General features: G+C 63.2%; 10 protein-coding genes. 3 read left to right on the top strand and 7 right to left on the bottom strand.

Annotated elements, in window-relative coordinates:
- The first annotated feature begins 119 nt into the window (after positions 1-119).
- The gene (gene lpdA, locus J3361_RS07570; protein WP_207963662.1) at positions 120-1,520 is read left to right on the top strand and encodes a dihydrolipoyl dehydrogenase; all 1,401 of its coding nucleotides are present in this window, start codon (positions 120-122) and stop codon (positions 1,518-1,520) included.
- Positions 1,521-1,698: 178 nt separating this feature from the next.
- On the opposite strand, the gene J3361_RS07565 is transcribed toward lpdA, so the two are convergent.
- The 7 genes from J3361_RS07565 to J3361_RS07535 all read right to left on the bottom strand — a co-directional run bounded on the left by J3361_RS07565 (position 1,699) and on the right by J3361_RS07535 (position 10,953).
- A complete protein-coding gene (locus J3361_RS07565) occupies positions 1,699-3,849 on the bottom strand; it encodes a hypothetical protein (protein WP_207963661.1) in 2,151 nt (716 codons plus the stop codon).
- Positions 3,836-5,029: a DUF3142 domain-containing protein gene (locus J3361_RS07560; protein WP_207963660.1), complete on the bottom strand. Its 1,194-nt coding sequence runs from the start codon at positions 5,027-5,029 to the stop codon at positions 3,836-3,838. The genes J3361_RS07565 and J3361_RS07560 overlap by 14 nt, the downstream gene beginning before the upstream one ends.
- Positions 5,030-5,236: 207 nt before the next feature.
- Positions 5,237-6,052 carry a class I SAM-dependent methyltransferase gene (locus J3361_RS07555; RefSeq protein WP_207963659.1) on the bottom strand — a complete coding sequence of 272 codons (816 nt, stop codon included), beginning with the start codon at positions 6,050-6,052 and terminating at the stop codon, positions 5,237-5,239.
- Positions 6,046-7,200: an acyltransferase gene (locus J3361_RS07550; protein ID WP_207963658.1), complete on the bottom strand. Its 1,155-nt coding sequence runs from the start codon at positions 7,198-7,200 to the stop codon at positions 6,046-6,048. The genes J3361_RS07555 and J3361_RS07550 overlap by 7 nt, the downstream gene beginning before the upstream one ends.
- Positions 7,197-8,066, bottom strand: coding sequence for a class I SAM-dependent methyltransferase (locus tag J3361_RS07545; protein ID WP_207963657.1), 870 nt, complete (start codon positions 8,064-8,066; stop codon positions 7,197-7,199). The genes J3361_RS07550 and J3361_RS07545 overlap by 4 nt, the downstream gene beginning before the upstream one ends.
- Complete coding sequence (locus J3361_RS07540; RefSeq protein ID WP_207963655.1) at positions 8,063-9,355, bottom strand: glycosyltransferase; 1,293 nt, start codon at positions 9,353-9,355, stop codon at positions 8,063-8,065. Before J3361_RS07540 ends, J3361_RS07545 begins: the two co-directional genes overlap by 4 nt.
- Positions 9,349-10,953: a glycosyltransferase gene (locus J3361_RS07535; RefSeq protein WP_207963653.1), complete on the bottom strand. Its 1,605-nt coding sequence runs from the start codon at positions 10,951-10,953 to the stop codon at positions 9,349-9,351. The genes J3361_RS07540 and J3361_RS07535 overlap by 7 nt, the downstream gene beginning before the upstream one ends.
- Before the next feature lie 425 nt (positions 10,954-11,378).
- Between J3361_RS07535 and J3361_RS07530 the strand changes: the two genes are divergently transcribed.
- The gene (locus J3361_RS07530; protein ID WP_207963651.1) at positions 11,379-12,293 is read left to right on the top strand and encodes a GDP-mannose 4,6-dehydratase; all 915 of its coding nucleotides are present in this window, start codon (positions 11,379-11,381) and stop codon (positions 12,291-12,293) included.
- Positions 12,290-13,258 carry a GDP-mannose 4,6-dehydratase gene (gene gmd / locus J3361_RS07525; RefSeq protein WP_207963649.1) on the top strand — a complete coding sequence of 323 codons (969 nt, stop codon included), beginning with the start codon at positions 12,290-12,292 and terminating at the stop codon, positions 13,256-13,258. Before J3361_RS07530 ends, gmd begins: the two co-directional genes overlap by 4 nt.
- The last annotated feature ends 3 nt before the right edge of the window (positions 13,259-13,261 follow it).

Below are 13,261 nucleotides of genomic sequence, written 5' to 3'. Positions count from 1 at the left end.
GTTTTGAATTCTTCATGGCAAGGCCGACGCTGGCCGCTTGACTTAAACCTTGACCGAAATCTCTGGAAACGCTCATATTACGAGCATAATTTTTTATCAGGCCAAGCGGGAGAACAGCAATGAGCAACTACGACGTGGTCATTCTGGGCGGCGGCCCTGGCGGCTATAACGCGGCGATTCGCGCCGGGCAGTTGGGGCTAAGGGCTGCCTGCGTCGAAGGCCGAGCCACCCTGGGCGGCACATGCCTGAACGTCGGTTGCATGCCCTCCAAGGCGCTGCTGCATGCCTCGGAACTGTACGAAGCGGCCACGGGCGCGGAGTTCGCCAACCTGGGTATTGAAGTCAACCCCACGCTCAACCTTGCGCAGATGATGAAGCAGAAAGACGACAGCGTGGCGGGCCTGACCAAGGGCATCGAGTTTCTGTTTCGCAAGAACAAAGTCGACTGGATCAAAGGTTGGGGCCACATCGACGGGCCGGGCCAGGTGACCGTCACCGCCGACGATGGAACCAAGACCGAACTGAGCGCCAAGGACATCGTCATCGCCACCGGCTCGGAGCCCATGCCGCTGCCAGGCGTGACCATCGATAACCAACGCATCCTCGACTCCACCGGCGCCTTGTCCCTGAAAGAGGTGCCCCGGCATCTGGTGGTGATTGGCGCTGGCGTGATCGGCCTCGAACTGGGTTCGGTCTGGCGGCGCCTGGGTGCCCAGGTCACCGTGGTGGAATACCTGGATCGCATCTGCCCGGGCGTGGACGGCGAGGCTGGCAAGACCTTGCAACGGGCCTTGGCTAAGCAAGGCATCCAGTTCAAGTTGAGTGCGAAAGTCACCGGTGCCGCCACCTCCGCCAGCGGTGTGCAACTGCAGGTCGAACCGGCGGCGGGTGGCGAAGCACAGACCCTGGACGCTGACTACGTGCTGGTCGCCATCGGTCGTCGGCCCTACACGCAAGGGCTGGGGCTGGAAAACGTCGGGTTGAGCACCGACAAACGCGGCATGCTCACCAACCAGCGTCACCGCACCGAAGCCCCCGGCGTCTGGGTGATCGGCGACGTGACGGCCGGACCGATGCTGGCCCACAAGGCCGAAGACGAAGCGATGGCCTGCATCGAACAGATCGCCGGCAAGGCCGCCGAGGTCAACTATGGGCTGATTCCCAGCGTCATCTACACCCGCCCGGAACTGGCCAGCGTCGGCAAGACCGAGGAGCAGCTCAAGGCTGAAGGCCGCGCCTACAAGGTCGGCAAATTCCCGTTCACGGCCAACAGCAGGGCCAAGATCAACCACGAGACCGAAGGGTTCGCCAAGGTCCTGGCCGATGAACGCACCGATGAAATCCTTGGCGTGCACCTGGTGGGCCCGAGCGTCAGCGAGATGATCGGTGAGTACTGCGTGGCCATGGAGTTCAGCGCCTCGGCCGAGGACATCGCCCTGACCTGCCACCCCCACCCTACCCGCTCGGAGGTGTTGCGCCAGGCGGCCATGAATGTGGAGGGGATGGCGACGCAGATGTAGGAACAACGCAAAGCTGGAGTGCACAATCTTTTGTGGCGAGGGAGCTTGCTCCCGCTGGACCGCGAAGCGGTCCCCATCGTTTCCCAGGTCAGGCAGCAGACTCGCAAAATGACGGCCGCTGCGCAGCCGAGCGGGAGCAAGCTCCCTCGCCACAATTTGTGTTCGGCTGGCCGTTAGCTTAGCTGGCCGACATCCGCGCCTTGCGCTGGCGCCGGCTGATCAGCCCCAACCCCACCGCCACGGCCAGCACCACACCGCCCATTTGCAACCAAGCCTTATAGGGACGCAGCGTCGAACGTACCGGGTCCAGGGCCTGAGTGACGTAGCGTTTGTTCGTCGAGCTGAAATCCGGTTCCTGGCATTGATGCCCGAAATCCCCTGCCCAAACTACATAGGGGCCGTCCTTCACATAACGCTGGTACAACGCGCTTTGCTCTTCAAGGCTGGAGTTGTATCCCACGGCTTTGCACAGCACCGCCGCAAACGCCTGGCTGGTATGGGGTAGATAATCTGCGCCTTGGCTCGCCAGCGCCGTGGCGACAAACCGATAGTGATAACGCACCTCTGGCTGCGCAGCGCTGGCCTGTTGGCGTTGCACTTCTCCTTCGGCCACCAGCGGCCCGACTTTCAGCTCAACGGGTTCCAGGCTGTAGTTGCCGCCCAGGCTGGCGTAATCCGGCGCCATTTCGTAACCCAGCAGCTCCATGCCCCAGTCGCGCGCCATCCGGGATGCGTAGTAATACGCCTCGGCCCGCCGGGTAGGCCACCACTTGGACTCCGCGTCCTGGCGCAACTGCCCATAGGCCCGGGCCTTGTTCTGCAGGTCCGCGTTATCGAAATAAGCCGGCGCCTCATCAAAGCGCCCTTCCCTCAGCAGACGCCGACCCAGTAGGTTGCGCAGGTTCGCGGCCACGGGCAGCGGCACGTAGTTGTCCCGATCCTCCTGACTCAATGCCGGAGGCGCCGGGACTTGGGCGTCGACGTACTGCTTGAGCTCATCCACCGTGAGCACCCGCTCGGCGACGGCGGCGGCGTCGTACCAATAGTTGCCCTGGCCGCGATAGAGCTGATCGAAGGCTTGCAAGTAATCGCCGCGCTGCAAGGCCAGGATCGCGCTTTCACCCTCGACCCGGCACTTGGGCTGCACCGACTCGTAATTCCAATCCGGTGTGCGCCGGTTGCCCCAGGACTCATCGTTCGGAAAGGCCTGAGCCGCCTTGGCATAAGCCGCCGCCGCGGCCACCTTGTCGCCGTCGCGCAAGGCCAGCTTGGCACGCACCCACCAGGCCAGGCCGGTGTCGGCGGCCTTTTGCACAAAAGCCTGGGCGCTGGCGTAATCGCCGTGCTGGTAACTCACCGCCGCCAAACGGTCGGCATCGTCCAGGTTGTTCCGGGCATTGGCCTGCAACAGTTCGAACAGCCTTTTCTCACCCGACGGTTCTTCACCGTCCCACCAACCGACGCGGCTGAGCAAGTAGGCGGTGATCAGTCGCTGCACCGACTTGGTCTTGAGCAGTTCACTCAAGCGTTCATCTGGCTGGACGCTCAAGCTTTGGGCCAATTGCAGCAACGAGCTGTAGCCGACCGGCGATCCTTGCAGGTTCTGGATCGCGTACAGGCCAATAGCGCTGTCCCAGTCGTCCGCGGTATAAGCCACCCGGGCTTCTTCGCCGAGGCTGGCGATGCCCAATTCCAACGGGTCGCTGAAGCCGGCAATGCTCATTTCCCGGGCCTGGCGAAACGCTGCGCGCGCCTGGTCCTGCAAGGCCACGGGGTCGCCACTGCCCGCCTCGGTGCTCACGGCGAACAACGCCCGCCCCAGGGAATACGCGGCCCAGGTGCTGCGCAACCGACGTTGATCAGCCGGCAATGCCAGCAACTGCTGGAAGGTTTCCACGGCGCGCTGATGTTCACCGACATTAAAAGCCGCCGCGCCGAGCGCATACAGGCGCAGTTCATCCGGCAGATTCGCCGCCTCAGCCGCCACCTGGTCTATGTCGGTCAGCGCCCGCAAGCGCTCCACCACCGCTTGTTGCGGCGCAGTCAGGCCAATCTGCTCGGCCTTGCTGCGTTGCTCCACGTAGGAAGGCAGGTCGTCATAGCTGTAGTCCGGATTGCGCGTCGCCTCGGTGGCCGGCTTGAGCCCGGCAATTGCCTGGCCGAGACGGCTGACCTCGAAGCGAAAGCTGCCTTCGGGCAACTCCGCCAACGTCTGGGCACGGTTATCCAGCAGGCGCATCGGGAAATCCGGCCCGCAGGCCAGCGCCGGGCCCAGCGGCAGGCACAGGCTCAGGCACAGCAGATGACGAGGCCACTCACGGGTAAACATTGAAACCTCCTTGGTCGATTTTCGTACAGCGCGCCCAGCCGATTGCCCGTTGGCTGCCTGCAGCCAAGCGGCCTTCCTGAATGCGGGTGAAGGTAAGCAGTCCGGGGGTTTGTTGCAACGTATAACCGGCCAGGGCATCGACGCCGTCACAAGCGCCTACAGTCAGCGTCAGGCGCTGGGGCCAGGGGCTGTCAAGATTGCCCTGGTTGACCAGGCGGATATCGTACAAGCCGTCCTGCTGCTCCCACTGCAACGCCAGGCGACTGTCCAGATGATCGCCCCGAGCGACAGCACCGAGCGTGGTCAGGCTCCATGCCCGCCGATCACCGACCAGGGGCAGGCGAAACCAGATCAGCCCCGCGAGATGTCGTGGCGGATCAGCCCGCAAATCTGCCGCAAGCCCGGCCACTTGTTGCGGATCGGCGAGCAACTCCTGGCGCTCGCCGCCGCGATCGATCGGCACTTCACTTTCCACCACCGGCACGCCGCTCTCCTGGGTCAGCAGCGCCACGCCGTAGGCCGGCAGGGCCAGGTAAAACGGCTTGGTGGTGACATCACCCCAGCGTTCAACCCAATGCCGGGCCTGCTTCGGGTCAAACAAGCCTTGCCGTGGATCGCTCACCGCGTGGACCTGCAACACGCTGCTGTCCACCGCTTCCAGCAACCCCGGCAAGGCGGGGCTGTCGAGCCAGGCCGGTAGCGCCGTGATGCTGAGCCGCAGATTGGCCGGCAGGCTGTGCCGCAGTTGGCCGAGGAATTGCCCATAGGCCGGCAGCCGTGCATTGCCGGCATCGTGGTCGATCTCCACGCCCATTGGGGTCAGGCCTTGGGCCTGCCAATCGCCCAGCACTTGCTGGACTTGCGTGATGACTTCGTCCTGGTCCAAAGCCTTGAGCTGGCCGTCCAGGCGAATCACGGCGACCAGCGGACGGCCGTCCGCCTTGAGCAAGGCCGGATCGATCCGCGCACGGCGCCAGCCCGCTCCGGGAAACGCCTGCAACGCCAGCACCCGCAGCGTGGAGAAGTCACCCTGGCTTTGGCGCAGCGCCAGCCCGTGGGCCGGGGTCCATTGGCGTTGCCAGATGTAGAGTTGTTGATCGAGGGCTGGCGCCGGGGGTTGTTCGCAGCCCCCCAGAAGCAACGCGGCGAGGGCCAAGGGGAGCCGGAAAAGAAACGTCATGAAGCCTTACCACCCATAAAAGCCCGGCAGATTACCGCCACTCGGGTCGAAGCGAAAATGGTGCAGAGCAGATTTGACCCTGCTGTGGGAGCAAAGCTTGCTCGCGACGCAGGCGCCTCAATTCTTGGAGGACCGCATCGCCTTTATCGCGGGCAAGCCTTGCTCCCACAGGCCTTGCTCTCACAAGCCTTGCTCATATAGAGGGCATCACCCAGGCTTACGCGCAATAATGACCTGACTCTTGGCCACCACCGCGTCCAGCGCCTGCTTGATCTGCGCGCCACGGGGCGAATTCAGTACGGCTTGCCAGGTGTCGGCCCAATGCTTGAGCAACGGGTGGTCGGGGTTGCTGAAATCGACCTTGGCCTCCCAGAACAACAGCATCCACATCGACCAATAGAATCCGTATTGGCTGTGGCTCAACACTTCCAAGCCGGCCTCGCTGACCATCGCCTTGAACTGCTCTTCGCTGATGATGCGAATGTGGTTGGGCTTGCGGAAGTATTCCGGCGCGGCGATGTCCTTTTGCAAGTCTTCAGAGCTGGGGTGCGGCACGCTCAGCAAGTACAGCGCGCCGGGCTGACCGACCCGCACCAGCTCGGCGAGGAACTGCGCCGGGTCGTCGACGTGCTCGATGACTTCGGTGGACACCACCCGGGTGGCCGTGGCGTCGGCAATCGGCAGCGGGTTGCAGTCGGTCACGTGGCACTCGACTTCGCGCGCGGGGGTGTCGCTCAAACGTTGGCGAGTGGCTTCGACCTTGGCCGCGTCGATATCGGCAATGATGATCTTCGCCCCGCGCATTCCACAAAAATGCACGTTGCCGCCGTCGCCGCAGCCCACGTCCAGCAGCGTGTCTTCAGGCGTCACCGGGAAACCCGTGAACAGTTCGCCGGTTTGCTGGTTGAACCAGCCGCTGAGCATCGCATCGTGCAGCCCGAGCATATACGGGTCGACTTTCTCGGCGACCGGCTCGGCGGGCGCGGGCGTGCCCGTGGTGAGTTTCTTCAAAAGGCTCAGCATGTCGGGGCTCCAGAGGCAGGAAGGACGGTTCGGGCGGCGGATAGGCGTTCCACCAACCGGGCGCCACGATTGCGCATGGGCATCTCGACCCAGCGGTAGTTGAGCTCGCTCAACAGTCCAATCAGCAGCAACGCACAGGCCAGGGCCGGCCAGGGATGGCTTGCCGGGTCCGGCGAACCCAAGGGGGCGAAACGAAACCACAACTCACGCAGCAGGAAAACCACCGGGATGTGGATCAGGTAGATCCCATAGGAACGACTGCCCACCCAAGTCAGCGCGGTTTTCAGTCGACCGCGGGGCAACAGATAATCCCGATCATAGGAGGCCACCCAGACCAGCACAGCGCTGAGCACGGCAATGACCCCGAGACGGTAGAACGACAAATTGAAGTGCTCGGTCGCGATCCAGGCCATCACGCTGCCAAGCCCCAGCACCAGCAGCACGCCCAAGGGCGGGCGGCACAACCACGAGGGCTCTAAGCGCCAGTAGCTGGGCCGCAGGCTCCAGATCGACAACAGCACACCCAACGCCAAGGCATCGGTACGAATCACCGACAGCCACAGCGCCCGCCAGGTGAAAAACTGCACCAGCACCACCGCCAGCAACACCCACACCAGGTAGCGACGCGAGACGAACACCAGCAACGGCAGGATCAGGTAGAACTGCTCTTCCAACGACAGCGTCCAGTACACGAAGCTTGCGCCGTATTCATACTGCATGAACGCATCGGCAAAACGCAGGTTGGCGAATTGCAGGAAACCGGCCAGCGTCGCCTGCAGGTTGGCCTGCACGCTGCCAAACGCGCCGGAGCGGTTCAGGAAGAACACCGCGAACAGCACCAGCAGCAGCCAGAGCCAGGCCGAGGGCAGCAGGCGAAACGCCCGGCGAATCCAGAAGTCCCGGGTGACGGCCCAGAATTGCCGCCGGTTGTCGCAGCGCCGTAATTGCGGGATCAGGCTGCGTCCGATGACGAACCCGGAAATCGCGAAGAACAGGTCCACGCCCCACCACAGCTGGAAACTGTCGGCCAGGGCCGCCAGGCGCGGCCAGCCGCCAGGAAACGGCATGCCTTGCAAGTGATGGAACAGCACGCCGATCACCGCAACGGCGCGCAACAACTCGATGTCCATGATCCGCTTGCTGCTCATGAAGGCCTCCCGGCAGAAGGATCGGGTTTACGCGCGATGATGACCTGGCTCTTGGGCATGAACCGGTCCAGCCCCTGCTTGATCGCCAAGCCGTCGGGCTGCGCCAGCAAGTCCTGCCAGAGGCCCGCCCAGCGCTCCATCAACGGTGGGTACGGCGCCTGGATACGGTCGCGCACGGCCCCCTCGAGGTCCCGGCCCGCCGCTCGCTCGCTGGCCCAGAAAAAAATCATGCCCATGACCCAGAAAAATCCGCTGGCCTGACGGTGCTCGATCACCAACCCGGCGTCCTCCACCAGCGCGGCGAAGCGTTCGGCAGTGAAAATCTGTACATGGTTGGGCGCTTGAAAGTAGCCCGGCGGCGCGATGCCTTGCTGCAGATGCTCGCCCACCGAGGCCGGCACGCTGAGCAGGTATTGCGCCCCGGGCCGGCCCATGCGCACCAGTTCGACCATGAACGGCGCTGGATCATGAATATGCTCGAGCACTTCCATGCAGACGATCTTGTTCGCACAGCCATCGGCCAGGGGCAGCGGCAGGCTGTTGCTGACCAGGCCCAGGAATGGCGCGGCGGCCTGGGCTTCGACCTGGCGGGCCAGGTCGCGCACCTTGTCCTGTTCGCTGTCGGTAAAGATCACCGACGCGCCCTGACGCATTGCAAACAGAGTCGCCACACCTTCGCCGCAGCCGACGTCCAGCAAAGTATCCTCGGCCGTGATGGCAAAGCCCTTGAGCAATTCACCGGTTTCACTGCAAAACCAACCGTCGAGCATCGCGTCGTAGAGGCCGGCATCCCGGGGCGAAACGGCGGCCGTCGGCGCCGGCGAGGGTGCCGGCGGCCTGAGCCCGGCCAGCCATCGGCGGATCATGGCTGCTGCGCGCTCCGGCGCCGCTCAGGTATGGCTTCGAAAAACGCCCGCAAACGCTGCTCGGCATTGGCCTGGCTGCAGAATTTCTCCAGGCTGCCCACGGCGTGGGCCGACATCCGGCGATAACGCTCGGGGTCGTTCTTGGCCACGTCGTAACTGGCGCGATAGGCCGAACACAGCGAGTCCCAATCGGTGACATAACGCAGGGTGCGGTAGGCGGCTCGCGGGTCGTGGGGCCAGGCGGTCAATTCCTCGGTCGAGTCCACTATGAAGGCGTTGTCTGGGTCGATGTAGTCGGCCATCGCCGTGTTCAGCGGCGCAATCGCCGGACGGCCGCAAGACATGAACTCCATCAACGGCAGGCACTGCCCTTCGCCGTAGGAACTGTTGACCACGTACCGGGTGGCTTCCACCAGTCGTTCGTAGTCCGCGTCAGCCAGGTAACCGTGTATCAGCACGATGCGGCAGCGGTACGACTGGTTCTTGTAGACGTGGTGGAGCATGTCGGTCAGCGCGGCGCTGACGTCGTGATGAGTCAGCTTGAGCACCAGGGTTGCGTCGGCAACGTCGCGAAACGTCGTGCAAAACGCGCTGATCATGTCCTTCCAGTTCTTGCGACCGTCGTAGGGATTGAACACGGAGGTGTAGATCACACCGTCCAGCAGTAACTCGCAATCCTCGGCCGGGCCGTCCAGCACCAGCGGCGTACCGGCTTGATGCACCGGTGGGCCATACGGCCGCAGGTCGGTGGTGCGGCTGTCGATCAACAGGCCGCGCAATTGCAGGCGCATGTGATCCACCGTCGGCCGCTGGGCCAGCGCCGCCCCGCGGGCGGCAAAACGGTCCCATACCGGCGCGGCGACGGCGGCGACGGGGAAATCCGCCCCCATCACTTCACGAACGGTTTTGACCGTGAAGCTGGAATGGGTGATCGCCATGCCGGTTGCGCCCAGGACTACCCGCCAATCATGCCGGGGCTCGCCCTGCCAGCTTTCGGTGGGGATGGTGCTGAACTCCCAGGCGAACACCGGGATCGTCGGGCAGGCGTAGTGTGCGGCGGTGCGGTGAGGGGGGGAAAACGACAGGAATACGCAATCCTCGCCGCGCGCCAGGCAATCGGTATAGAGCTGATCGACTTCTTCGTCGGGCCGGGTCACTTCGACGACCTGCCCCAACCGCTCCAGCACCGGGCGAAACTCCTTGAGCACGAAGTAATAGCTGTACTCGGGCTTGCCGAGGTTCTCCAGAATGTTGCTCTGGTTGGTTTCCGAATAAATGATGATCAACATGAGGCAGTACCTGCCTGGGCCGCCAGCGGCAACCCTTCGTCACAGCCTGGCGCCGCCAGGAAATCCGCCAGGCGCTGCTGCACCGGGGCGAACCCGCAATAGCGACGCATCCGCTCGTTCGCGGCAACGGCCATGGCCTGGTAGGCCTGCGGCTGGTGCTTGGCCATGGCGTAGCTTTGCTCATAGGCGAGTTTCAATGAACCCCAGTCGGGTCGATGGCGCAGGGTGCGATACAAGATGCGCGAGTCTTCCGGCCAGATCGTGGGTTCGCGGCTGGACTTGACGATGAAAGCCACCTCGGCGTCGATGTAGTCGCGCATCGCCGTGTGGTCCGGGGCAATGGCCGGGCGCGCACAGGACATGAACTCCATCAGCGGCAGGCACAGGCCTTCGCAACGGGACGCGTTGACGTAGAAACTCGCCGCGCCATACAGCCGGGCGAATTGTTCGTCCTCCAGGTAACCGTGCATCACCACCACCCGGCAACTGAATGGCGACAGCTGGGACAACAGCGTCAGCAGCTCGACGTAGTAAGTCGACAGATCGTTCTGGGTCATTTTCAGCACGAGTGTGGCGTCCTCTACGTCGCGCAGGGCCCAACAGAATGCGGTGATCAATTGATGCCAGTTCTTGCGACCGTCATCGGGGTTGAAGACGCTGACGTACACCACCCCGCTGACGGTGGTCTCCACCACCTGGCTGGTATCCGGCAGGACGGCCTGGGGGTGTTCCGGTGCCGCGGGCTCGGGAGTAGGCTCTGGAACGGGCTCGACCAACGGTAGCGGTGCCGGTCCCCTCAGGACCCTGCTGGCGGCAATGCGCACCGGCACCGGTATCAGGTCGCGTACCGCTTCGCGATACCAGCACAACAGGTTGTGCTTGCACAGCCACACAGGGCCCTGCTCGCTCTTGCCGGTGAAGGCGCGGATGACTTCGCGCAGGTAATGGCGGGAGATGAATGCGCGCCGCCGCCAGGTCAGGAACGGCGGCTCAATGATCGGCTCCGGCTCTGCCACTGCTTCGATGACCGGCGCGATCAAGCCATCCGCCGACAGCCCGAGGGGCCGGCTGTCGATGATGCAGCCCTTGATCTGCAGGGTCGCTCCTGGATTGATCGGCAGGCTCGGGTAGTGTTCGCGAACCGCCGCGAAACGCTCCCACAGCGGCGTAGGCAATACCAACACTGGGAAGTCTTCGCCCAAGGTCCGACGGATCGCCTCGGCCGTGTGGCTGGACAGGGTAATCACCCGGCCATGCCGCGCCAGCGTACGGCTCCAGTCATGACGCAGGTCGTCATCCCAGTGCTCGGCCGGGATCGAATCGAACTCCCACGCCACCACGCAGACCATAGGGCACAGCAGGCCGAGCGGGGTCTTGTGCGGAGGGGAAAACGAAAGGAACAAGCAGTCCTGTCCGGCCTGCTGCAATGTTCGATACAGCGGATCGACCTCGGCGACCGACGACACCACATGCACCGGCCCCAGGCTTTCCAGCACGGGGCGATAGGCCTTGAGCACGAAGTAATAGCTGTACTCAGGGCGACCGAGGCTCTGGCTGATGGAGTGATCGTTTACGTCCGAGTAAAGAATGAAATTCATGGCATCCCATCATGGCGCCGCCATCCCGGCAGCCCCACTTCATGACGGTCGAGTCACGCTTCGAGCCGGCCCGGGGCCGCCACGCGTCGTTCATCTTGCTACCCGTCTCGTTCTTGTTTTTTTAAGGTCCGGCCCCAGCGATGCGACTTGAAGATCAGCACCAGGAGCAACGTGACGAGGGGCATTCTAAACACATCCACCAAGGGTTCGTGAACCGCCGGATGTGAATAAACCCGCTATAAATATGAGAACTGACCAGTCACGGTTTGCGCTGTTGAAATTGCCGCAAAATTGGCACAGATTGGCAACCAAACAACTACAACAAACGCTTCGCCAGGCTGAACGTTGAGGGACTTTTCCCCGATCTTACGGAAATTTCCCACGCAGTTCGCCATAGACGAAGCAACCGCCAAGGGGGCTGGTGCTTGAAAAAACGTCTGTTCGTTACGGGCCTCAGCGGTTTCGTTGGACGTCACCTCAAATCTCGACTGAACGGTCATGATTCGGCCTGGCAGGTGATGCCTGTCGCCGCTCGCTACGACCTGACGGATGCCAAGACCTTGGAGGGCCTCTGGCCCGAGGTTCCCGACGCCGTGATCCACCTGGCCGGCCAGACATTCGTCCCTGAAGCCTTCCGCGACCCGGCACGCACCCTGAACATCAACCTGCTAGGCACCTTGAATCTGCTCCAGGCCCTCAAGGCCCGGGGCTTCACCGGCACGTTCCTGTATGTCAGCTCCGGTGATGTCTATGGCCAGGTCAGCGAAGACCGGCTGCCGATTACCGAACTGCACCCCCCCGCCCCGCGTAACCCCTATGCCGTGAGCAAGCTCTCGGCCGAACTGCTGAGCCTGCAATGGGGCATGAGCGAAGACTGGCCGGTGCTGGTGGCTCGCCCGTTCAATCACATCGGTCCCGGCCAGAAGGACAGCTTCGTCATTGCCAGCGCCGCCCGGCAAATCAGCCGGATCAAGCTGGGCCTGCAAGCGCCCCGGTTGCAGGTGGGCGATATCGACGTGACCCGCGACTTTCTCGATGTCGGCGATGTGATTTCGGCCTACCTGAGCCTGCTGGAAAAAGGCGCCCCGGGGCAGGTCTACAACATCTGCTCGGGTCGCGAGCAGAGCATTCGCAGCCTGATCGAACAACTGGGCGATATCGCCCAGGTCGATGTGCAACTGATCCAGGACCCTGCGCGTCTTCGCCGCGCAGAACAGCGTCGCGTCTGTGGTAGCCCTGCCAAGCTACAACAGGCCACCGGATGGACGCCCGAAACAACAACACAACAATCCTTGCGGGCGATCCTGTCCGACTGGGAGATACGGGTACGACAAGAATGAAAAGTGCATTGATCACAGGGATCACCGGCCAGGACGGCGCGTATCTGGCCAAGTTGCTGCTCGACAAGGGTTACAAAGTCCACGGTCTGGTGGCGCGACGCAGCAGCGACTCGCGCTGGCGGCTGCGAGAGATGGGCATCGAACAAGACATCGTTTACCTGGACGGTGACATGGCCGACGCCTGCTCGGTGCAGCGAGCGGTGATCAAGTCTACGCCGGACGAGGTATATAACCTGGCCGCGCAAAGTTTCGTCGCCGCCTCTTGGGACCAACCGGTGACCACCGGCATCGTCGACGGGCTGGGGGTCACCCACCTGCTCGAAGCCATTCGCCAGTTCAGTACGCAGACCCGTTTCTACCAGGCCTCCACCAGCGAAATGTTCGGCCTGATCCAGGCCGAGCAACAAGACGAGCACACGCCGTTTTACCCGCGCAGCCCCTATGGCGTAGCGAAACTGTACGGCCACTGGATCACCGTCAATTACCGGGAAAGCTTCGGCCTGCATGCCAGCAGCGGCATCCTGTTCAACCACGAATCACCGCTGCGCGGCATCGAGTTCGTGACCCGCAAGGTCACCGACGCCGCTGCACGCATCAAGCAGGGCAAGCAGCAGGAGTTGCGCCTGGGCAATATCGACGCCAAGCGCGACTGGGGCTTTGCCGGCGATTACGTCGAAGCCATGTGGCTGATGTTGCAGCAGGACAACCCCGACGATTATGTGGTGGCCAGCGGCGTCACCACCACCGTGCGCGAGATGTGCAGGATCGCCTTCGAACACGTGGGCCTGGACTACCGTGACTTCGTCAAGATCGACCCGGCGTTTTTCCGCCCGGCCGAAGTCGAGGTGTTGCTCGGCAACCCGGCCAAGGCCCAACGGGTCCTGGGTTGGAAGCCTCGGACCGACCTCGACACCCTGATCCGCATGATGATGGATGCGGACATGAAACGCGTCGCCAAGGAGTAGGCC

The sequence above is a fragment of the Pseudomonas sp. OA65 genome, assembly GCF_017498305.1.
Classification (GTDB): domain Bacteria; phylum Pseudomonadota; class Gammaproteobacteria; order Pseudomonadales; family Pseudomonadaceae; genus Aquipseudomonas; species Aquipseudomonas zanjanensis.
The sequence above is the reverse complement of the archived record's forward strand: the minus strand, read 5'-3'. Positions and strand labels throughout refer to the sequence as shown.